Origin of the sequence: Haemophilus haemolyticus (assembly GCF_001008205.1) — a bacterium.
GTDB lineage: Bacteria > Pseudomonadota > Gammaproteobacteria > Enterobacterales > Pasteurellaceae > Haemophilus > Haemophilus haemolyticus_Q.
In genome coordinates this window covers 24,749-46,223 of the sequence record NZ_LCTK01000016.1, presented here as the reverse complement: position 1 = coordinate 46,223, position 21,475 = coordinate 24,749, and the positions used below count along the sequence as shown (strand labels likewise).

The following is a 21,475-nucleotide window of genomic DNA, read 5'->3' as shown; positions in this document are numbered from 1 at the left end:
TATGGCACTACTAGACATCCGTAACCTAAATATCGAAATACAAACCTCAAACGGCCTCGTTAAGATTGTGGACGGCGTAAACTTATCGATTAATGAAGGGGAAATTTGTGGGCTTGTTGGCGAATCAGGTTCTGGTAAAAGTTTAATCGCTAAAGTAATTTGTAATGCCATCAAAGAAAACTGGATTATTACCGCAGATCGCTTTCGTTTTCATGATGTAGAGTTACTAAAACTCAGTCCTAATAAACGTCGAAAGTTAGTGGGTAAAGAAATATCCATGATTTTCCAAGATCCTCTTTCTTGTCTTGATCCAAGTCGGAAAATTGGTAAACAATTAATCCAAAATATCCCGAATTGGACATTTAAAGGAAAATGGTGGCAATGGTTTGGTTGGAAAAAACGCCGTGCCATTGAATTATTGCATCGTGTAGGGATAAAAGAACACAAAGATATCATGGCAAGCTATCCTAATGAATTAACGGAAGGTGAAGGACAAAAAGTCATGATTGCTATCGCAGTGGCAAATCAGCCTCGCTTGCTCATTGCCGATGAACCGACTAATGCATTAGAAGCTACAACAGCATTACAGGTATTTCGATTACTTTCGAGTATGAACCAAAACCAAGGTACAACCGTTTTATTGGCTAGCAATGACATCAGAAGTATTAGTGAATGGTGCGATCAGATTTCTATACTCTATTGCGGGCAAAATACGGAATCAGGCACAACGCAAATGTTGCTTGAAAGTCCTCATCATCCTTACACACAAGCATTGATTAATGCCGTACCTGATTTTACGCAGCCTTTGGGATTTAAAACCAAACTAAGCACCTTAGAAGGTACCGTGCCAATTTTAGAACAAATGCCTATTGGTTGCCGTCTTGGTCCTCGTTGTCCTTTTGCACAGAAAAAATGTATTGAAAAACCAACTCGATTCAAAATAAAACAACATGAATTTTCTTGCCATTATCCAATTAATTTACGCGAGAAAACCTTCAAAGAAAAAGCAATGAGCGCACCATTAACCCTTGCAAGCAAAGGAAGTGAATAATGCCGTTATTACAAGTAGAAGATTTGACTAAAACTTTCAAAGGCCGCAAGCGTTTATTTGGTACGAGTGACTTTAATGCGGTAGAAAACGTAAGTTTTTCTCTTGAACGCCAACAAACTTTGGCGATTATCGGCAAAAATGGTTCTGGAAAATCAACGTTAGTAAAAATGATCGCGGGCATTACACAGCCCACTTCTGGCAGAATTTTATTTAACGATCATGAATTGCAATTTGAGGATTTTCAATACCGCGCGCAACATATTCGAATGGTGTTCCAAGATGCGAATTCAGCGTTTAATCCTCGCTTAAATATCGGTGAAGCATTAGATGCGCCGCTACGTTTAGCAACAGATTGGGATGAAGAACGTCGCAATCAAAAAATCTTTGAAACACTGTTACTTGTAGGACTTTACCCCGATTACACAAATCTAAAAATCAAAAATCTTTCTATCAGCCAAAAACAGCGTGTCGCTTTGGCTCGCGCGCTGATTTTAGAACCTGAAATAATTATTATAGATGATGCACTTGGTAATTTAGATGCCTCGGTACGCATTCAATTACTAAATTTAACCCTTGATCTGCAGCAACGTTTGGGCATCTCTTACATTTATGTAGGGCAAGACCTCGGCGTGATTAAACATATTGCAGACACAGTCATCGTGATGGATAAAGGGAGAATGATAAAGAGCGGTACGCCTAAAACGCTATTTACCGATCCACAAACAGATGTAACTGGCCGTTTAGTGGAAAGTTATTTTGGAAAAATTTTGGATGAAAGTGCCTGGGTAAAGGAAACTCATACGAACTAAGGAAAGAAAAAATGAACTCTCGTCCCTTTTATTTCGGACTTATATTTATCGCGATTATCGCTGTACTTGCTAGCTACTTAGGGAGTACCGACTTTTCTCATCACTATCATATCAGTGCCTTAATTATTGCCATCTTGCTGGGAATGGCAATCGGCAATACCATTTACCCGCAATTTTCTGCACAAGTGGAAAAAGGTGTATTATTTGCGAAAGGTCCTCTTCTTCGCACAGGCATTGTGCTGTATGGTTTTCGACTCACCTTTGGCGATATCGCAGATGTTGGATTAAATGCTGTTGTCACTGATGCGATTATGCTGGTTTCAACCTTTTTTCTTACCGCACTTTTGGGTATTCGTTATCTAAAAATGGATAAACAATTGGTTTATCTCACTGGGGCTGGATGTAGTATTTGTGGTGCAGCAGCGGTAATGGCAGCAGAACCTGTTACCAAAGCAGAATCTCATAAAGTTTCAGTGGCGATTGCCGTAGTGGTCATTTTCGGGATGCTTTCTATTTTTACTTATCCATTTTTCTACACTTGGTCACAAAATTTAATTAACGCTCATCAATTCGGTATTTATGTTGGCTCTAGCGTGCATGAAGTGGCTCAAGTTTACGCGATAGGGGGAAATATAGATCCTATCGTAGCGAATACCGCCGTCATTACCAAAATGATCCGAGTGATGATGCTCGCACCATTTTTATTAATGCTTTCTTGGTTATTAACACGTAGTAATGGGGTATCAGAAAATACATCACACAGAATTACAATTCCTTGGTTTGCTGTACTTTTTATTGGCGTTGCCATTTTTAATTCTTTTGATTTATTACCAAAAGAACTCGCGAAATTATTAGTTGAAATCGATTCTTTCTTATTAATTTCAGCAATGGCTGCGCTTGGCTTAACTACGCAAGCAAGCGCAATAAAAAAGGCAGGACTAAAACCTCTGATTTTAGGGATACTGATTTATTTATGGCTAGTGATTGGGGGATTTTTAGTGAACTATGGAATATCAAAATTAATATAAAATTCACTTAAGATTGACCGCACTTTTAAAGTGCGGTCTTTTTTATGAAGAATATTTTCAGATATGCTTATTTAAAGGATTAAATTACGCTCTATTTCAAAGTACGATTTAATAAACCATCCTCTAAAAATAAAGGACCAATTGGACGTTTAGGAATATCAAACTTTTGCGGATAAATCACATCAACCAAATACAATCCATCGGGTTTTGCTGTTGGTGCGGCAAGCTGACGATTTTTCTGCTCAAGTAGCCATTGCATCCATTCAATCGGCTTATTTCCAGCACCGACCTCAATCAAACTTCCCACAATATTGCGCACCATATGATGCACAAAAGCATTCGCTTGAATATCAACAATAATATATTTTCCAATACGAGACACATTCAAATGATGCACATTACGCCAAGGGGTATGGGACTGACATTGTGCAGCGCGGAAAGAGGAAAAATCATGTTCTCCTAATAAACATTGCCCTGCCTGATGCATTTTTTCGGCATCTAAATCTAAATGACAATGAGTCATTCCTCCCGCTAAAATCGCAGAGCGTAATTTATTACAATAAAAAATATAGCGATAACGGCGTGCTGTTGCAGAAAATCTCGCATGGAATTCATCATCGACTTGTTTTGCCCAACTCACTGCAATGTCATCAGGTAAATGAGCATTAGTACCAAAAGCCCAAGCCTTCTCTGGACGAACCGAATTCGTTTCAAAATGAACAACCTGCCCCGTTCCACTCACACCAGAATCCGTTCTGCCAGCACAAAATATTTCAATTTTTTCATTCGCAATACAAGAAAGCGCCTTTTCTAATTCTTCTTGTACACTGCGGACTTTTTCTTGTCTCTGCCAACCATAATAATTTTGCCCGTTATACTCAATGCCTAATGCGATTTTCATTTTTTACCTTTTGGCTTAATAAAGTGCGGTTATGGTAGCTCAAGTTTATTTGGAGCGCAAATTCACAAAATCACTCCAGAATTTATTAACAAATAAGTGATAGCTTCCAAAAATTACAGCAATAAATGTGACATTTTTGTGATAAAGATCTCATTCTGATAATCTATCATTAGAGTTTACACTCCAAATTACCTATAATTAATCAACATATTATGAAAAACTAAAAGGAAAATTATGAAAACATTGAGTGAATTTATTGTTGAACGCCAGGCAGAATACCCAAATGCAAAAGGAGAATTGAGTGGTATTTTGTCGTCAATTCGTCTTTTAGCGAAAATTATTCACCGAGATATTAATAAAGCAGGCTTAACAAATATTCTCGGCCAATCAGGTGTTGAAAACGTACAAGGCGAAAGTCAAATGAAACTTGATTTATTCGCTCATAACACGATGAAAGCGGCATTAATGGCGCGTGAAGAAGTGGCTGGTTTTGCATCTGAAGAAGAAGAAAGTTTTATCGCGTTTGATACGGAACGTGGACGCAATGCCAAATACATTATTTTAACGGATCCCCTTGATGGTTCTTCGAATATTGATGTAAACGTATCCGTCGGTACAATTTTCTCTATTTACCGTCGCGTATCTCCAATTGGCACGCCAGTCACCTTAGAAGATTTCTTACAACCAGGGAATAAACAAGTTGCTGCAGGTTATATTGTTTACGGCTCATCAACTATGTTGGTATATACCACTGGTCATGGGGTTAATGGTTTTACTTATGATCCATCAATCGGTACATTCTGTCTGTCGCATGAAAATATGCAAATGCCAAAAACTGGCCGTATTTATTCCATCAATGAAGGACAATACCTCAAATTCCCACAAGGTGTGAAAAAATATATTAAATATTGCCAAGAAGAAGATAAAGCGACCAATCGCCCTTACGCCTCTCGCTATATTGGTTCACTTGTAGCAGACTTTCACCGCAACTTATTAAAAGGCGGCATTTATATTTACCCAAGTGCAACTAACTATCCAAATGGCAAACTTCGTTTATTATATGAAGGCAATCCAATTGCATTTTTAGCGGAGCAAGCTGGTGGTGTAGCAACAGATGGTTATCGTCGAATTTTAGATATCGAACCAACCGCACTTCATGAACGAGTTCCATTATTTGTTGGTTCACAAGATATGGTGAAAAAAGCGCAAGAAATGATGGAAGAATTCAAAGAATAATAAAAATCTCCTCGATTAAAAGAGGAGATTTTTATCAATAAACTGATCAAAAAAACCGAACTTAATGTTCGGTTTTCTTTTTCATTATATGATACGGCGCGATTGAGTGTAAGTTCTAGCCCAATATTCTTCATCAAGGGAACTTATCGTCACACCTTGCCCTGTACTTGCATGCATAAATTGGTTGTTACCAATATAAACACCGACATGGTTATTTCTACGGAAGAAAACTAAATCGCCTTTTTTCAACTCTGATTTACTAATTTGTTTACCTAAATAGCGCTGTTCAGCCGTAGAACGCGGCAATTCAATACCAAATGCTTCAGAAAAAGTTGTTTGCATAAATGCAGAACAATCAATACCATGTTTAGTTGTACCGCCCATACGATAACGAGTGCCTACCCATTCATTATAAACACCAGCTAAAGCCTTATCACCCATCAATGCAGATGAACGGTTTGTTCTCACTTTGTGGAAAATCCCTGAACGATTACCTTTTTCTAAATTACTAATCAAACCGGTTAATTGAGCATCATCACTTTCTGAAATAACTTGATGATTTGCCGTTCGAGGACCATTAGAACAAGCGGTTGCAAGCGTCGCTAAACCGATAATAACTAAAATTCTTTTCAACATAATTTAAAATAATTAAAAGATATAAAAATACAACTTTACCCGAGACTATCAAAATTTGAATGAAATTGCCAGTAAAAATCCAATTTTAATGGAATTTTTGTGATCTTTTACGCAATTTTGGTTTAATTTGTACCACCTACGGTAATTTCATCAATTTTTAGTGCTGGCTGTCCAACACCAACTGGCACACTTTGCCCTTCTTTACCACAAACTCCGATACCTAAATCAAGTTCTGATTTATCTGCAACCATAGAAATCTTTTGCATCACTTCAATGCCACTGCCAATTAAAGTTGCGCCCTTCACAGGTTTCGTAATTTTTCCTTTTTCAATTAAATAAGCTTCTGAAGTAGAAAATACAAATTTACCAGACGTAATATCCACTTGCCCACCACCAAAGTGCGGTGCATAAATGCCCTGTTCTACAGAAGCAATCAAATCATCAAACTGACTTTGGCCAGCAAGCATATAAGTGTTAGTCATTCTAGGCATTGGTAAATGAGCATAAGACTCACGTCGTCCATTCCCCGTTGGCGCCACGCCCATCAAACGAGCATTCATTTTATCTTGCATATAACCTTGCAAGATCCCATCTTTGATGAGTACATTGCACTGGCTTGGCACACCTTCATCATCAATAGTTAATGAACCTCGACGATTTTCAATCGTGCCATCATCCACAATCGTACATAACGGTGAAGTCACTTGTTCTCCAATCTTGCCTGTGAAAAGTGAACTTTCTTTACGATTAAAATCCCCTTCTAAACCGTGACCTACCGCTTCGTGTAACAACACGCCTGGCCAACCAGCACCTAATACAACTGGCATTAATCCAGCAGGTGCCGCAATTGCGCTAAGATTTACTAAAGCTTGACGAACCGCTTCTTTAGCAAATCGAACTGCTCGAATATCGCCATCAACAACTTCAAAGAACCAATCTAAACCGAAACGCCCACCAGAACCACAACTGCCTCGTTCACGTTTGCCATTTTCTTCTACTAACACAGAAATAGATAAGCGAACTAAAGGACGAATATCTGCGGCTAGCGTACCATCCGTCGCCATGACTAATACTTCTTCATAAGCGGAACTAAGGCTTGCTGATACGCGGGTTACGCGATGGTCTTCCGCGCGTGCTGTACGATCAACTAAATGTAATAGCTCAATTTTTTTCTCTTTAGTCAAACTTTCCAAAGGATTAATCGCTGCATAACGAGCAATCGGATTTACAACATTAAAAGCAGATGGCGAAATCAAATTCCCCTGTTTGACTTGCGCGATCCCCTTTACAGCCTCCGCACATTGCTGCAAAGAGGCGAGATTAATTTGATCCGCATAAGCAAAACCTGTTTTATCACCAGAAACTGCTCGCACGCCAACACCACGATCAATATGAAAACCGCCTTCTTTTATAATGCCATCTTCCAATACCCAACTTTCATCTTGGCTAAGTTGAAAATACAAATCAGCATAGTCAATATTACGATGCGACATCATATCGAAAATATTGAGCAATGCTTTAGTTGAAAGATTACTTGGTGTCAGTAATGTATTTGAAACTTGGTTTAACATATTTTTTCCAGTCTAAAAGTAAATATCTTGTAAGAGCTTGTGTCCGTTTGGTGCAACAGCACAGATTAACATCAGATGAATAAAGTGCGGTTAATTTTGAGGTTATTTTTCCAAATGCGCTAATCCAAATTGGTACAAAGCATTCTTCTTATAACCATACAACTCAGCAACAATAGCCGCCGCTTTTTTTAGCGGTAATTCTTCTGCAATTAATTCAAGCGCTTTCACTGCTTGTGGAGAAATTTCATCGTTATTGTCAGATTTTGGTTTGCCTTCCACAATCAAAACCATCTCGCCTTTTGTACGATTGGGGTCTTCTAAAAGCCATTCTCGTAAATTTTTAATCGTATTACCCGTAATCGTTTCCCAAGTTTTAGTAATTTCACGGGCTAACACAATATATCGTTCTTCCCCTAACACCGATTGCATATCTTCTAATGTATCTAAAATACGGTGAGTGGATTCATAAAAAATTAAAGTGCGGTCTTCTTCTGCGATATTTTCTAATTTATCTTTGCGAGCTTTACTTTTCGCAGGTAAAAAGCCTTCAAAACAAAATCTATCAGAAGCAATCCCCGATGCGCAAAGTGCGGTAATTGCCGCACATGCTCCAGGCAAAGGAACAACGCGAATGCCAGCTTCACGGCATTGGCGTACTAAATGAAAACCAGGATCACTAATTAATGGCGTCCCCGCATCAGAAATCAAAGCAATATTGCTACCTTGCTTGAGTTTTTCCACCAAAATATGGGCTTTTTCTTGTTCATTGTGATCATGCAAAGCAAAAAAGGGCTTTTTGATACCGTAATGACTTAATAAAAGACCACTATGACGGGTATCTTCTGCTGCAATTAAATCCACTTGCGCAAAAGTATCTAAAGCACGATGGGTAATATCCTGTAAATTGCCAATCGGTGTGGCAACAATGTATAAAATTCCGGTTAAATCAGTCATTTTTGTTTGCTTTTAAGTTATGAGATAAGTAAGATCTGCCACAATTATTGTCTGTTCATGATGGAGCAAGAATGTCTATTCTATTACAAGGCGGACGTTTTAAAAAACGTTTAATGCCAATTTTATTGTCAATGGCCTTAGCTGGCTGTTCAAATCTACTTGGCAGCAGTTTTACGCAAACTTTACAACAAGATGCGAATGCAAGTTCTGAATTTTATATGAATAAATTAGGACAAGCACAAGAACTTGAAGATCAACAAACCTATAAATTGCTCGCGGCTCGCGTGTTAATCAGTGAAAATAAAGTTGAACAATCAGAAGCTTTATTAAGTGAATTAGGTGAATTAAATGATGCGCAAAAATTAGATCGTGCATTAATTGAAGCGAGAATTTCTGCTGCAAAAAATGCTAATGAAGTCGCTCAAAATCAATTACGTGCATTGGATTTAAATAAATTAAGCCCGTCACAAAAATCTCGTTATTACGAAACCTTAGCTATTGTTGCTGAAAACCGTAAAGACATCATTGAAGCCGTAAAAGCGCGGGTAAAAATTGATGAGAATTTAACAGATGTACAACGTCGTCAAGATAACGTTGATAAAACTTGGGCATTATTACGTTCAGCAAATACTGGTGTAATCAATAATGCTTCAGATGAAGGCAACGCGGCTTTAGGTGGTTGGTTAACGTTAATCAAAACCTACAATGATTATATTCGTCAACCAGTTCAATTAAGCCAAGCATTGCAAAGTTGGAAAAATGCTTACCCAAATCATGCAGCCGCAACGTTATTCCCAAAAGAATTGCTTACATTGCTTAATTTCCAACAAACGAATGTGTCACAAATTGGTTTACTATTGCCATTAAGTGGTGACGGACAAATTCTTGGTACAACCATTCAATCGGGTTTCAACGACGCGAAAGGTAACTCAACCATTCCAGTGCAAGTATTTGATACCTCAATGAGTTCTGTACAAGATATCATTGCACAAGCAAAACAAGCGGGGATTAAAACGTTAGTGGGTCCATTACTAAAACAAAATCTTGATGTAATTTTAGCGGATCCTGCACAAATTCAAGGTATGGATGTGCTTGCATTAAATGCAACACCAAATTCTCGTGCAATTGGTCAACTTTGCTATTATGGACTTTCACCAGAAGATGAAGCAGAATCCGCTGCAAATAAAATGTGGAATGATGGAATTCGTAGTCCACTCGTCGCCATGCCGCAAAATGATTTAGGACAACGAGTAGGTAATGCATTTAATGTACGTTGGCAACAATTAGCGGGCACAGATGCGAATATTCGTTACTATAATTTACCGGCGGATGTCACTTATTTCCTTCAAGAAAATGGTTCAAATTCAACCGCACTTTACGTGGTCGCTAATCCAGATGAATTGGTTGAAATGAAAGGTTATTTAACGAATAGCGCACCAAATTTACGTATTTATGCAAGCTCACGCTCAAGCTCCAATACAGCAAGTAGCAATCCTGAGTTTGTCGCTCAAATGAATGGTGTTCAATTTAGTGATATTCCATTTTTTAAAGAAACCAATTCACCACAATATCAAAAACTAGCCAAAACAACTGGCGGTGAATATCAATTAATGCGTTTATACGCAATGGGTGCTGATGCTTGGTTACTCATCAATCAATTTAATGAATTGCGCCAAGTTCCAGGATATCGCTTAAGTGGTTTAACCGGTATTTTAAGTGCGGGTACAAATTGTAATGTTGAACGCGATATGACTTGGTATCAATATCAAGATGGTGCAGTTGTACCGGTCGCAAACTAATGTTTTCTTTAAAACGTCAACAAGGGGCGAGCTTTGAGCATCAAGCTCGCCTTTTTTTAGAATCAAAAGGCTTAAAATTTATTGCAGCTAATCAAAATTTCAAATGTGGTGAACTTGATCTTATTATGAGTGACAAAGAAACCATCGTTTTTGTTGAAGTTCGCCAGCGTTCTAATAATGCCTTTGGCTCGGCAATAGAAAGCGTAGATTGGCAAAAACAACAAAAATGGTTGGATGCTGCAAATTTATGGCTAATGAAACAAAATATGAGTTTAGAAGACGCCGATTGTCGTTTTGACTTAATCGCCTTTGGCAAAACGCCCCAAGATATTCAATGGATTCCTAATTTTCTCGATTAATGGCTTTTTATGATGTTACAAAAAGTAAAAGATATTTATAGCGAAAGTATTCAAATTCAAATTGCTGCGTCTAGCATACTTTCGGAAAATATTGCTAACGCCACCCAAATGGTGATGCAATGTTTACTTGGTGGCAATAAAGTGATCGCTTGTGGCATCTCGCGTTCTTATGCCAATGCACAGTTTCTCGTATCTAACTTGCTTAATCGATACGATTTAGCAAGACCGAGTTTTCCCTCTGTTCTATTAAGTTTAGAAAGTGCGGTGGGTTCTTCTCTTGTTTTTGAACACTCGCCTGAAGAATTGTATTGTCACCAATTTAATGCCGTTGCCAAACCGGGCGACTTACTTATCGCTTTTGCACCTTTGGGAACAGAGAAAATCGTGCTAAACACTATTTCTCATGCAGTAAATAAAGAAGTTAATGTCATTGCACTCACTGGCTCTAATAACGATGCAATTCAAGGAATTTTAGCTGATAGTGATTTAGAAATATCGATTCCGGCAACCAAAGAAAGTCGAGTCCTAGAAAACCATCTTTTTGTTATCAATGCCCTTTGTGAATTAGTTGACCATACCTTGTTCCCAAGTGCTTGACAGCAAAATAAATCAATTTCAAACTAGCAGTAATTTAATCTCAAAAGGAGTTAATTATGACATTATCCCCGTTAAAAAAACTGGCTATTGTGCTTAGCACAACATTCTTTTTACAAGGCTGTATCGTTGCGGCTCTTGGTGGTGGCGCTGCAGCAGCTAAAGTAGGTACCGATCCTCGAACTGCTGGTACACAAGTAGATGACGAAACACTCGAATTCAAAGTAGAAAATGCCGTTGAAAAAGATGCTCAAATTAAAACTGAAGGTCGTGTAAATGCCGTGTCTTACAATGGTCGAGTACTTTTAATCGGTCAAGTGCCTAATAGTGGTGTAAAAGACACTGCCGCAGATCTTGCAAAAGGCGTTGAAGGTGTCAATGACATTTATAACGAACTGACTGTTGGCCCGAAAATCTCTTTTGCACAAATTAGCAAAGACAGTTGGATTACTACGCAAGTCAAATCAAAAATGTTAGTCGATGGTCGAGTTAAAGCAACCGATGTTAAAGTTATTAGCGAAAATGGAGAAGTTTTCCTACTCGGTACAGTGACTCATGCCCAAGCTGATGCGGCCGCAGATATTGCGAGCAAAATCAGTGGCGTGAAAAAAGTAATTAAAGTTTTCAAATATCTAAACTAATCTTCAAAGTGCGGTAAAAATTCAACGAATTTCAACCGCACTTTTCTCATTTTTACAAGTAAAAAATTTGATTTTTTTGCTCTTTCTAAAAAACCATTTATTTTTAAATAAGTTACCTATTGTCAATAATTCAAGCAAAAAATTTATTGCTTGATCTCAAGCAAAAAACACATTACCTTGTGCGTGATTTTATTACAAACACTATATCTTGTGTTTAACATCGCCATAATAACAAGGGTCGTACAATGAATAAAAGCTTAATGGTAACCAAGCGTGATGGCACGCAGGAACAAATCAATCTTGATAAAATCCACCGTGTTATTACATGGGCAGCAGAAGGTCTAGACAATGTGTCTGTTTCCCAAGTTGAGCTTCGCTCACACATTCAATTTTATGAAGGCATTCGTACTTCAGACATTCACGAAACTATTATTAAAGCAGCCGCAGATTTAATCAGTAAAGATACGCCTGATTATCAATTTTTAGCTGCTCGCTTAGCGATTTTCCATTTACGCAAAAAAGCCTACGGTCATTTCGATCCCCCTCGTTTATACGATCACGTCAAAAAATTAGTACGCATGGGTAAATACGATCATGTCTTATTGGATGATTACACCCGTGAAGAATGGGACACAATGGACGGATTCATCGACCATTGGCGTGATATGACGTTCTCTTATGCTGCCGTAAAACAATTAGAAGGTAAGTATTTAGTTCAAAACCGTGTGACGGGAGAAATCTACGAATCAGCACAATTCCTTTATTTACTCGTTGCCGCTAGTTTATTCTCTAAATATCCAAAAGAAACGCGTTTGGATTATGTAAAACGTTTCTACGATGCAACATCTACCTTCAAAATTTCCTTACCAACGCCAATTATGGCTGGAGTTCGCACACCAACTCGTCAGTTCAGCTCTTGCGTATTAATTCAATGTGATGACAGCTTAGATTCAATCAATGCAACCGCATCAGCTATTGTGAAATATGTTTCACAACGTGCGGGGATTGGTATTAATGCAGGTGCAATTCGTGCATTAGGTAGTGAAATTCGTGGCGGTGAAGCATTCCATACGGGTTGTATTCCATTCTATAAATATTTCCAAACCGCGGTGAAATCTTGCTCACAAGGTGGCGTTCGTGGCGGTGCGGCGACACTTTATTACCCTATTTGGCACTTAGAAGCAGAAAGCTTGCTTGTGTTAAAAAATAACCGTGGTGTAGAAGACAACCGCGTTCGTCATATGGATTATGGCGTTCAATTAAATAAATTAATGTATCAACGTTTAATTAAAGGTGGCGAGATTACTCTATTTAGTCCATCGGATGTACCTGGACTTTATGAAGCATTCTTTGCGGATCAAGATAAATTTGAAGAACTCTACGTAAAATACGAACAAGATCCAACTATCCGCAAACGTACTGTCAAAGCCGTTGAGATTTTCTCTTTATTAATGCAAGAACGTGCATCAACAGGCCGTATCTACATTCAAAACGTAGACCACTGTAATACTCACTCTCCGTTTGATCCACAAGTGGCACCGGTTCGCCAATCTAACCTATGTTTAGAAATCGCGTTACCTACGAAGCCGCTTGAGCACATTAATGATGAAAATGGAGAAATCGCACTTTGTACCCTCTCTGCATTTAACTTAGGTAAGATTGAAAACTTAGATGAATTAGAAGAACTTGCCGATCTTGCAGTGCGTTCACTTGATGCATTATTAGATTATCAAGATTACCCTGTTGTGGCGGCAAAACGTAGTTCACTTGCTCGTCGTGCATTAGGTATCGGTGTCATTAACTATGCTTATTACCTTGCGAAAAATGGTGTTCGTTATTCTGATGGTTCAGCTAACGATTTAACTCATCGCACTTTTGAAGCCATTCAATATTATTTATTGAAAGCCTCTATGAACTTAGCAAAAGAGCAAGGTGCTTGCGAATACTTCAATGAAACCACTTATGCAAAAGGCATTTTACCTATTGATACCTATAAGAAAGATTTAGATGCCTTAACACAAGAGCCATTACATTATGATTGGGAAAGCTTGCGTAAAGATATTCAAGAATTTGGTTTACGTAACTCAACATTAACCGCCTTAATGCCATCGGAAACCTCATCGCAAATTTCCAATGCGACGAATGGTATCGAGCCACCACGTGGTCATGTAAGTATTAAAGCGTCAAAAGATGGCATCCTAAAACAGGTTGTACCTGAATACGAAAACTTAAGCGATAACTACGAATTACTTTGGGATATCCCAAGCAATGACGGCTACTTACACCTAGTCGGTATTATGCAAAAATTCGTAGACCAAGCGATCTCCGCCAACACCAACTACGATCCAAAACGTTTTGAAGATGGAAAAGTACCTATGAAAGTGTTGTTAAAAGATCTTTTAACCGCTTATAAATATGGCTTAAAAACCCTTTACTATCAAAACACCCGCGATGGCGCTGAAGATGCTCAAGAAGATCTTGATGACGGCTGTGCTGGTGGCGCGTGTAAGATTTAATTAATTTTGTCGTCCTACTTATTACTGTAGGATATACAAATTAGTTAGTTCTAATACCTCCAGTAATATGTGGGAATAATTTGTAAATCCTTAACAAAAGGAAAATATGATGAAAAATCATCAAAACACAAATACTACAAATAATTCTCATATTACTAATAACTACTATGTTAATGGTTCTTTAGTAATAAATAATGCTGAAAAGAATGTTAAAGAAAAGCAAGGATTTTTCCCAAAAATTCTTTCTTCTCTAGCTCCCTGGATTAGCATTTTTAAATAGGATAAACAAAAATGGCATACACCACTTTCTCACAAAACAAAAACGACCAATTAAAAGAACCAATGTTCTTTGGTCAAAACGTTAACGTTGCACGTTATGATCAACAAAAATATGAGACGTTTGAAAAGCTCATTGAAAAACAACTTTCTTTCTTCTGGCGTCCAGAAGAAGTGGATGTATCTCAAGACCGTATTGATTATGCTGCGTTACCTGAGCATGAAAAACACATTTTCATCAGCAACTTAAAATATCAAACCTTGTTAGATTCTATTCAAGGCCGTAGCCCGAACGTTGCATTATTGCCGTTAGTGTCTATTCCTGAATTAGAAACTTGGATCGAGACTTGGACATTCTCAGAAACCATCCACTCTCGTTCTTACACACACATCATTCGTAACATTGTGAACGATCCATCTATCGTGTTTGATGACATCGTAACGAACGAAGAAATCATCAAACGTGCACGTGACATTTCTTCTTACTACGATGATTTAATCCGTGATAGCCAACTTTACAGTCTATACGGCGAAGGTACTTACACGGTAGATGGTAAAGAATGTGTCGTCACATTACGTAATTTGAAAAAACAACTTTATCTTTGCTTAATGAGTGTGAACGCGCTTGAAGCCATTCGTTTCTATGTATCCTTCGCTTGCTCATTTGCTTTTGCTGAACGTCAATTAATGGAAGGTAATGCGAAAATTATTAAATTTATCGCTCGTGATGAAGCCCTACACTTAACTGGTACGCAGCACATTTTAAACATTATGGCCGCAGGTCAAGATGACCCAGAAATGGCAGAAATTGCGGAAGAATGTAAACAAGAAGCTTATGATCTATTCTTAGCCGCTGCAGAACAAGAAAAAGACTGGGCTGATTATTTGTTCAAAGATGGTTCAATGATTGGTTTAAACAAAGATATTTTGGTGCAATACGTGGAATACATCACCAATATCCGTATGCAAGCTGTTGGTCTTCCATTACCATTTGGTGCACGTTCTAACCCAATTCCATGGATTAACGCATGGCTTGTTTCTGACAACGTTCAAGTAGCGCCACAAGAAGTGGAAGTGAGTTCTTACCTTGTTGGTCAAATTGACTCAAAAGTTGATACGAATGATTTTGGCGATTTCGATCTCTAATTAAAAACACATAAGAAAATAACCGCACTTTGGGATATTCTTTTTAAATATTTAATTTTTTATTCATTTTAAAAGGCTTTCTAATACAGAAAGCCTTTTATTTCTTAGATTTCCAATAATAATCTTGTTGGGTCTTCCAATAATTCTTTAATCGTTACCAAGAAACCAACAGATTCACGGCCGTCAATTAAACGATGATCGTAAGATAAAGCAAGATACATCATCGGGCGAATCACCACTTGACCATTAAGCGCAATCGGGCGTTCTTTAATAGCATGCATCCCTAAAATTGCACTTTGTGGTGGATTGATAATTGGTGTGGACATAAGAGAGCCAAACACGCCGCCATTTGTAATAGTAAAATTACCGCCAGTAAGATCTTCTACTGTCAATTTACCATCACGACCTTTTTCAGCTAATGCTTTAATTTGTTTTTCGATCTCTGCCATACTGAGCTTATCGCAATCGCGGAGCACTGGTGTGACTAATCCACGCGGAGTTGAAACTGCAATACTAATATCAAAATAGTTATGGTAAACAACATCATCGCCATCGATAGAAGCATTCACTTCAGGATAACGTTTTAATGCTTCCACAACTGCTTTTATGTAGAAAGACATAAAACCTAAACGGACACCATGCTGTTTTTCAAATTTTTCACCGTAGGTTTTACGCAAAGTCATTATCGGCTGCATATCCACTTCATTGAAAGTAGTAAGCATTGCTGTACTATTTTTGGCTTCCAGTAAACGTTCAGCAATACGTTTACGCAAACGGGTCATTGGCACACGTTTTTCAGAACGTGCACTATAAGCTACCGTACTAATTGTATTTTGCTCAGTGGCAGCTTCTTGTTTTGCTTGCAGTGCTTGTCGTTTTGCGATTTCACGTTCAATATCTTCACGTGTTAAACGGCCGCCCACGCCCGAACCTTGAATTTGATCTGCTTGTAAATCATGTTCTGCTAATAAACGACGAATCGCAGGGCCCTGATCCGCATTATGATTATGACTATTTTCAATCGCAGCATGTTGACGATCAGATGGAGTGGCTTCATTCATTGCTTTTAACGTCGCAGAACTGACATCCCCTTCTTGAGCCGTAGAAATTTTGCCTAGCAGCTGTTTACTCACCACAGTTTCACCCTCATCTTGAACAACTTCTGCCAGTACGCCATCAGAAAGTGCGGGCACTTCTAGCACAACTTTATCCGTTTCAATTTCAACAATAACTTCATCTCGTTTAACGGTATCACCTACTTTTTTATGCCAAGTAGCCACGGTTGCATCCGCAACTGATTCAGGTAGGTCTGGAACAAGAATTTCAATGGTCATTTTATTTTTCCTTATCTCTTAGAGTGCAACTTATTGCACTGAATTACTCTTTTACTTTTATCCAGGATGCAACAAGTACACCTGTAAATTTATAAAAATATCTTAATTTCTAACCGCACTTTATAGGGTCAACGCATCTTCCACTAACTGTTTTTGCTGCTTAGTGTGAAGCGACATATAACCCACAGCAGGCGAAGCTGAAGCTGGACGCCCCGCATATTTAAGTTTAACGGATTCTGGAATTGCTGATTCAAAATTATGTTTGCTACAATACCAAGCCCCTTGGTTAAGTGGTTCTTCTTGGCACCATACATAATCCGTGACATGTGCATAAGGCTCGAGCGCTTTCTTCACATCCTCATGTGGGAATGGATAAAGCTGCTCAATGCGGATAATCGCGACATCTTTCTGATTATTCGCACGACGTTGTTCAAGTAAATCGTAATAAACTTTGCCTGAACACATTACCACACGTTTTACATCTTTAGGATCAAGCTCGTCAATTTCTCCAATTACCGTTTGGAAAGCCCCATTAATCAACTCATCTAAACTGGACACAGCCAATGGATGTCGTAACAAAGATTTTGGAGAAATGGCAATCAATGGACGGCGCATTTTACGTAAAGATTGACGGCGCAACATGTGATACACCTGTGCTGGCGTTGACGGCACGCAGACCTGCATATTTTGTTCAGCACAAAGTTGCAAATAACGTTCAAGACGAGCAGAAGAATGTTCTGGGCCTTGTCCCTCATAGCCATGAGGCAATAACATAACTAAACCACACATTCTGCCCCATTTTTGTTCGCCAGAGCTAATAAATTGGTCGATAACAATTTGTGCACCATTAGCAAAATCGCCAAATTGCGCTTCCCAAATGGTTAAAGTTTTTGGATCTGTTGTTGCATAGCCATATTCAAAAGCAAGTACGGACTCTTCTGAAAGTACAGAATCCCATACTTCAAAACGACCTTGATTAGCATGCAAATGTGTTAATGGTACATACCCCGTACCATCATTTTGATTATGCACAACGGCATGACGATGGAAAAAGGTTCCCCGCCCCGCATCTTCACCTGATAAACGGACATTAACACCTTCATCAAGCAAGGTTGCATAAGCCATGGTTTCAGCCATACCCCAGTCGAGCAATTTTTCGCCTTGATACATTACTTTACGATCATTATAGATTTTTTCTACACGAGGATGCGCACGTAAACTTTCTGGATATTCACACACACGTTTAGCAAGTGTTAAAAAACGTTCCTGTGAAAATTTGCTTTCATACGGCGCAGTCCAATCATAGTTGAGATATTGCAACCAATCCATTTTTGCCGTATCCATTTCTCGCCATTCTGATACGACTCGATCACCATTATCTAGCGCATCGCGATAATCATTCGCCATCTCGGTAACTTGTTCTTCAGTCATCACGCCTTCTGAAACTAAACGATCCGCATAAACTTTACGAGGGGTAGGATGTTTTTTGATGATGCTATACATCATTGGTTGAGTAGCTAATGGCTCATCGGCTTCGTTATGACCATGACGACGATAAGAAATTAAATCGATAAAAATATCTCGTTTGAATAAATTACGATATTCCACCGCCATACGCGCAGCAAAAGCAACCGTTTCAGGATCATCACCATTAACGTGAATAATCGGCGCTTGAATCATTTTCGCGATATCAGTGCAATACTCGGTGGAACGCGTGTCATTCGGGTTAGATGTCGTAAAACCAATTTGGTTATTAATCACAATACGAATAGTACCGCCCACACTGTAACCACGAGCATTTGACATATTCAATGTTTCTTGAACAACCCCCTGCCCTGCTACAGCGGAATCACCATGTACTGTAATCGCTAAAACTTGACTACGCGTTGTATCATTAATGCGAGTCTGTCTTGAACGCACAGAGCCTACAACTACTGGACTCACAATTTCCAAATGAGATGGATTAAATGCCAAAGTTAAGTGAACTCGCTTATCATCCACTGCGAAATCAGAAGAAAAACCTTGATGATATTTCACATCTCCCGTACGTTCACTCGAATGTTTACCTGCAAATTCATCAAATAAATCCTCAGGCTTTTTACCTAATACATTCACGAGCATATTCAAACGCCCACGGTGTGCCATTCCCATCACCACATCATTTACCCCTTGACGACTGGCATGACGGATAATTTCTTTCATCAATGGAATAAAGGCGTCACTTCCTTCTAAAGAAAAGCGTTTTGCTCCCGGGAATTTTGCACCGAGATAGCGCTCTAAACCGTCTGCCGCGGTAAGTTCACGAAGAAAATTAACACGTTCTTCAGATGTAAAAAGCGGTTTATCTAACACACTTTCCATTTTACTCTGGAGCCAAGTTTTCTGTGCCATATCTTGCACATGCATAAACTCCAAACCAATTGAGCCACAATATGTCTCTTTCAACATTTGAGCTAACTCACCAAGCTTAATGGTATCGCGTTTGTAAACGTAATGATTAATATTGAAGGTTTCGTTGAGATCTTGTTCGGTAAAACCGTGATGACGATAATCTAGTTCAGGAACGGAAGATACTTTCCAACGATAATAATTGAGGGGATCGAGATTAGCCTCTAAATGGCCACGAAAACGATAAGCATTGATAAATTGTAGAACTTTCACCAATTTTGCACCAGCAGCAGGATCTATTACTGTCACCGCTTCATTATGATTTTCTCGTGCTAAGCGACGAAAATAATCTCGCACTGGTGTATGAGGCTGTTCAAGTGCGGTCGTTTTTGGTAAAGAATCAAAAGTGGCTCGCCAACTTTCCTCCACCGACTGCGGATCTCTCAAATAGATTTCATAAAGTTCTTCTATATAAGATTGATTTGCACCGCCTAATGCTGTGCTGGCTAACCAATCATCAAATGCCTTGTTTTGCTGCATAATTACCCTCTTTATTATGATTATTTGGAACGATAGTTTTCGCTCCATTTTTTATGCATTATACATAGGATTGAAAAGGAAATAAGCCTCTTATCAGAAATTGTTACAGATTTGTGATCTGGCTCAAATATTTAATTAATGACTTGGTTTAGTTAAATGAATATAACAAAATTTTCTTATTCAATATTCTTAAAAAACCAATAATTCGAATAACTCTATAACAAAAAAGATACTTGGGGATAAAGAAGAACATACTTATGATAGATAGAAAAAAGGCGGGTAATTCCCGCCTCATAATGTAAAAGGTTGTTGCTAGCTAACTAGCCAAAACTTTAACTAAATACTTAGAAAGTTAAGAATGGTGCTATTTTTTCAATAGTGGTTGAACCTAAACCATCAATTTTTGATAACTCTGCGATGTCTTTAATTTTGCCAACTTTATTACGATAGTCGATGATTGCTTGCGCTTTTTTCTCACCGATACCAGAAAGTTGTTGTAATGTGTTAGCATCCGCTTTATTAATATTAATCTTAGCAGAATCTACAACAGATTTAACGTTATCTTTTGCACTATTCATTTTTTCTGCTGCTTTTTCTTTCGTTTCTTTCACTTTGTCCGCAGCTTTGTGTTTTAAAGCTTTGTGACTATATTCTGATGAAGAATCTTTTAATGCTTTTGCTTTATCTTTTACTGAATCAACCTTTTCTTTCGTTGCAGCCATTTTTTCTTTCACAGAAGAAACGCCTTCAGTCGCTTTTTCTTTTGTTGAAGAAACTTTTTCTAAAACATTTCCTTTCGCAGCTGACGCAGAATCTTTTACTGATTTCACGTTTTCTGAAACAGTTGTTTTAACATTATCTTTCGCCACATCTTTTAATGTAGCCAATGGATTTTCATTTGCTAATGCAGAACCTGAAATAGCAAGGGTAAGTGCGGTAACACTTAAAAGAGATTTTAAAGATTTCATATAAACTCCTATTATAAAATTTGCCTGAGGCATACTTAAGACTCCCCCTATGGCAATAGGTTCAAAATACCATAAAAAATTCACCGCACTTTTAACGATTTAAAAATGGGTTTGTCTGTTTTTCTCGGCCAATGGTTGTATAAGGTCCATGCCCAGCAATAATAATCAGATCATCATTCAACGGTAATAGTTTTGTTCGAATAGAAGAAATCAATGTTTCATAATCCCCGCGAGGGAAATCGGTACGACCAATTCCACCTTGAAATAATACATCGCCTGTAAATGCCACTTTTTTCTCATGTTCAATAAAACCAATATGCCCTGGCGTATGCCCTGGTAAATGTAAAATCTCGAAATTAAAGCCATCTAATTTTAAAATTTCACCTTCTTGATTAAACCAACGATCAGGTAAAAAAGCTTCTATATTTGGTAAACCAAAACGTTGCGCTTGTTCTGGCAAACTCTCAAATAAAAATTTATCTTCTTCATGAGAGCCCCAAATTTCGACGCCAAAATGTTGTTTCAACTGCATGGCTGCGCCAACATGATCTAAATGACCGTGGGTAAGCAAAATCACTTTAAGATTTAAATCTAGTTCTTCAATACGCTGAATTAGGCGTTCGGCTTCACCACCCGGATCAATGATTGCTGCATTTTTGTCGTCATCCCAAATCAAAGAACAGTTTTGTTGAAATGCGGTGACTGGGATAATTTCGATATTCATGTTT

Annotated in this window: 19 protein-coding genes; 11 read left to right on the top strand and 8 right to left on the bottom strand. The window is 38.3% G+C overall.

Annotated features, from left to right (window positions below):
• Position 1 precedes the first annotated feature (1 nt).
• The 3 genes from AAX18_RS03875 to AAX18_RS03865 are packed head-to-tail and all read left to right on the top strand — an operon-like array spanning position 2 to position 2,888.
• On the top strand, positions 2 to 1,051 hold the full coding sequence (locus tag AAX18_RS03875; RefSeq protein ID WP_046953020.1) for a peptide ABC transporter ATP-binding protein: 1,050 nt from the start codon (positions 2 to 4) through the stop codon (positions 1,049 to 1,051).
• A complete protein-coding gene (locus AAX18_RS03870) occupies positions 1,051 to 1,860 on the top strand; it encodes a peptide ABC transporter ATP-binding protein (protein WP_005626053.1) in 810 nt (269 codons plus the stop codon). The genes AAX18_RS03875 and AAX18_RS03870 overlap by 1 nt, the downstream gene beginning before the upstream one ends.
• 11 nt (positions 1,861 to 1,871) lie before the next feature.
• Positions 1,872 to 2,888, top strand: a complete 1,017-nt coding sequence (locus tag AAX18_RS03865; protein WP_046953019.1) for a YeiH family protein — start codon at positions 1,872 to 1,874, stop codon at positions 2,886 to 2,888.
• 91 nt (positions 2,889 to 2,979) lie between these two features.
• On the opposite strand, the gene truA is transcribed toward AAX18_RS03865, so the two are convergent.
• Entirely contained in the window at positions 2,980 to 3,789 is an 810-nt protein-coding gene (truA, locus tag AAX18_RS03860; RefSeq protein ID WP_005626049.1) for a tRNA pseudouridine(38-40) synthase TruA, read from the bottom strand.
• Positions 3,790 to 4,023: 234 nt separating this feature from the next.
• Between truA and fbp the strand changes: the two genes are divergently transcribed.
• Entirely contained in the window at positions 4,024 to 5,025 is a 1,002-nt protein-coding gene (fbp, locus tag AAX18_RS03855; protein ID WP_046953018.1) for a class 1 fructose-bisphosphatase, read from the top strand.
• An 84-nt stretch (positions 5,026 to 5,109) separates the two neighbouring features.
• Here fbp and AAX18_RS03850 read toward each other — a convergent pair whose 3' ends face one another.
• The 3 genes from AAX18_RS03850 to rsmI form a co-directional block, all read right to left on the bottom strand.
• The gene (locus AAX18_RS03850) at positions 5,110 to 5,661 is read right to left on the bottom strand and encodes an NlpC/P60 family protein (protein WP_005626045.1); all 552 of its coding nucleotides are present in this window, start codon (positions 5,659 to 5,661) and stop codon (positions 5,110 to 5,112) included.
• 122 nt (positions 5,662 to 5,783) lie between these two features.
• The gene (tldD, locus tag AAX18_RS03845) at positions 5,784 to 7,232 is read right to left on the bottom strand and encodes a metalloprotease TldD (protein WP_046953017.1); all 1,449 of its coding nucleotides are present in this window, start codon (positions 7,230 to 7,232) and stop codon (positions 5,784 to 5,786) included.
• Positions 7,233 to 7,334: 102 nt separating this feature from the next.
• Positions 7,335 to 8,186, bottom strand: a complete 852-nt coding sequence (gene rsmI / locus AAX18_RS03840; RefSeq protein WP_046953016.1) for a 16S rRNA (cytidine(1402)-2'-O)-methyltransferase — start codon at positions 8,184 to 8,186, stop codon at positions 7,335 to 7,337.
• A 71-nt stretch (positions 8,187 to 8,257) separates the two neighbouring features.
• Between rsmI and AAX18_RS03835 the strand changes: the two genes are divergently transcribed.
• The 7 genes from AAX18_RS03835 to nrdB all read left to right on the top strand — a co-directional run bounded on the left by AAX18_RS03835 (position 8,258) and on the right by nrdB (position 15,517).
• The gene (locus AAX18_RS03835) at positions 8,258 to 9,985 is read left to right on the top strand and encodes a penicillin-binding protein activator (protein WP_005628471.1); all 1,728 of its coding nucleotides are present in this window, start codon (positions 8,258 to 8,260) and stop codon (positions 9,983 to 9,985) included.
• Positions 9,985 to 10,344, top strand: coding sequence for a YraN family protein (locus AAX18_RS03830; RefSeq protein WP_005628469.1), 360 nt, complete (start codon positions 9,985 to 9,987; stop codon positions 10,342 to 10,344). The genes AAX18_RS03835 and AAX18_RS03830 overlap by 1 nt, the downstream gene beginning before the upstream one ends.
• A 12-nt stretch (positions 10,345 to 10,356) precedes the next feature.
• Positions 10,357 to 10,941, top strand: a complete 585-nt coding sequence (locus AAX18_RS03825; protein ID WP_032825706.1) for a D-sedoheptulose-7-phosphate isomerase — start codon at positions 10,357 to 10,359, stop codon at positions 10,939 to 10,941.
• A gap of 56 nt (positions 10,942 to 10,997) precedes the next feature.
• On the top strand, positions 10,998 to 11,579 hold the full coding sequence (gene dolP / locus AAX18_RS03820; protein WP_005628465.1) for a division/outer membrane stress-associated lipid-binding lipoprotein: 582 nt from the start codon (positions 10,998 to 11,000) through the stop codon (positions 11,577 to 11,579).
• Between the two features lie 245 nt (positions 11,580 to 11,824).
• On the top strand, positions 11,825 to 14,095 hold the full coding sequence (gene nrdA, locus AAX18_RS03815; protein WP_046953015.1) for a class 1a ribonucleoside-diphosphate reductase subunit alpha: 2,271 nt from the start codon (positions 11,825 to 11,827) through the stop codon (positions 14,093 to 14,095).
• 109 nt (positions 14,096 to 14,204) lie between these two features.
• Positions 14,205 to 14,375 (top strand): hypothetical protein, encoded by a 171-nt coding sequence (locus AAX18_RS08860; protein WP_155397208.1) that lies wholly within the window; start codon positions 14,205 to 14,207, stop codon positions 14,373 to 14,375.
• An 11-nt stretch (positions 14,376 to 14,386) separates the two neighbouring features.
• Entirely contained in the window at positions 14,387 to 15,517 is a 1,131-nt protein-coding gene (gene nrdB, locus AAX18_RS03810; protein ID WP_005628461.1) for a class Ia ribonucleoside-diphosphate reductase subunit beta, read from the top strand.
• Positions 15,518 to 15,621: 104 nt separating this feature from the next.
• On the opposite strand, the gene odhB is transcribed toward nrdB, so the two are convergent.
• From odhB to AAX18_RS03790, 4 genes are all read right to left on the bottom strand, one after another.
• Complete coding sequence (gene odhB / locus AAX18_RS03805; protein WP_005628458.1) at positions 15,622 to 16,851, bottom strand: 2-oxoglutarate dehydrogenase complex dihydrolipoyllysine-residue succinyltransferase; 1,230 nt, start codon at positions 16,849 to 16,851, stop codon at positions 15,622 to 15,624.
• Positions 16,852 to 16,971: 120 nt separating this feature from the next.
• Entirely contained in the window at positions 16,972 to 19,779 is a 2,808-nt protein-coding gene (sucA, locus tag AAX18_RS03800; RefSeq protein ID WP_005628456.1) for a 2-oxoglutarate dehydrogenase E1 component, read from the bottom strand.
• 344 nt (positions 19,780 to 20,123) lie between these two features.
• The gene (locus AAX18_RS03795) at positions 20,124 to 20,747 is read right to left on the bottom strand and encodes a ComEA family DNA-binding protein (protein ID WP_005628453.1); all 624 of its coding nucleotides are present in this window, start codon (positions 20,745 to 20,747) and stop codon (positions 20,124 to 20,126) included.
• A gap of 91 nt (positions 20,748 to 20,838) precedes the next feature.
• Positions 20,839 to 21,471, bottom strand: coding sequence for an MBL fold metallo-hydrolase (locus tag AAX18_RS03790; RefSeq protein WP_005628452.1), 633 nt, complete (start codon positions 21,469 to 21,471; stop codon positions 20,839 to 20,841).
• Positions 21,472 to 21,475: the final 4 nt, after the last annotated feature.

Excerpts from the sequence above, each read along its gene's own strand:
- AAX18_RS08860 (WP_155397208.1), top strand. The coding sequence starts at position 14,205 with ATGAAAAATCATCAAAACACAAATACTACAAATAATTCTCATATTACT.
- AAX18_RS03795 (WP_005628453.1), bottom strand. The coding sequence starts at position 20,747 with ATGAAATCTTTAAAATCTCTTTTAAGTGTTACCGCACTTACCCTTGCT.
- odhB (WP_005628458.1), bottom strand. The coding sequence starts at position 16,851 with ATGACCATTGAAATTCTTGTTCCAGACCTACCTGAATCAGTTGCGGAT.
- AAX18_RS03835 (WP_005628471.1), top strand. The coding sequence starts at position 8,258 with ATGTCTATTCTATTACAAGGCGGACGTTTTAAAAAACGTTTAATGCCA.
- truA (WP_005626049.1), bottom strand. The coding sequence starts at position 3,789 with ATGAAAATCGCATTAGGCATTGAGTATAACGGGCAAAATTATTATGGT.
- tldD (WP_046953017.1), bottom strand. The coding sequence starts at position 7,232 with ATGTTAAACCAAGTTTCAAATACATTACTGACACCAAGTAATCTTTCA.
- sucA (WP_005628456.1), bottom strand. The coding sequence starts at position 19,779 with ATGCAGCAAAACAAGGCATTTGATGATTGGTTAGCCAGCACAGCATTA.
- dolP (WP_005628465.1), top strand. The coding sequence starts at position 10,998 with ATGACATTATCCCCGTTAAAAAAACTGGCTATTGTGCTTAGCACAACA.
- AAX18_RS03870 (WP_005626053.1), top strand. The coding sequence starts at position 1,051 with ATGCCGTTATTACAAGTAGAAGATTTGACTAAAACTTTCAAAGGCCGC.
- AAX18_RS03830 (WP_005628469.1), top strand. The coding sequence starts at position 9,985 with ATGTTTTCTTTAAAACGTCAACAAGGGGCGAGCTTTGAGCATCAAGCT.
- AAX18_RS03865 (WP_046953019.1), top strand. The coding sequence starts at position 1,872 with ATGAACTCTCGTCCCTTTTATTTCGGACTTATATTTATCGCGATTATC.
- fbp (WP_046953018.1), top strand. The coding sequence starts at position 4,024 with ATGAAAACATTGAGTGAATTTATTGTTGAACGCCAGGCAGAATACCCA.
- nrdA (WP_046953015.1), top strand. The coding sequence starts at position 11,825 with ATGAATAAAAGCTTAATGGTAACCAAGCGTGATGGCACGCAGGAACAA.
- nrdB (WP_005628461.1), top strand. The coding sequence starts at position 14,387 with ATGGCATACACCACTTTCTCACAAAACAAAAACGACCAATTAAAAGAA.
- AAX18_RS03790 (WP_005628452.1), bottom strand. The coding sequence starts at position 21,471 with ATGAATATCGAAATTATCCCAGTCACCGCATTTCAACAAAACTGTTCT.
- AAX18_RS03850 (WP_005626045.1), bottom strand. The coding sequence starts at position 5,661 with ATGTTGAAAAGAATTTTAGTTATTATCGGTTTAGCGACGCTTGCAACC.
- rsmI (WP_046953016.1), bottom strand. The coding sequence starts at position 8,186 with ATGACTGATTTAACCGGAATTTTATACATTGTTGCCACACCGATTGGC.
- AAX18_RS03875 (WP_046953020.1), top strand. The coding sequence starts at position 2 with ATGGCACTACTAGACATCCGTAACCTAAATATCGAAATACAAACCTCA.
- AAX18_RS03825 (WP_032825706.1), top strand. The coding sequence starts at position 10,357 with ATGTTACAAAAAGTAAAAGATATTTATAGCGAAAGTATTCAAATTCAA.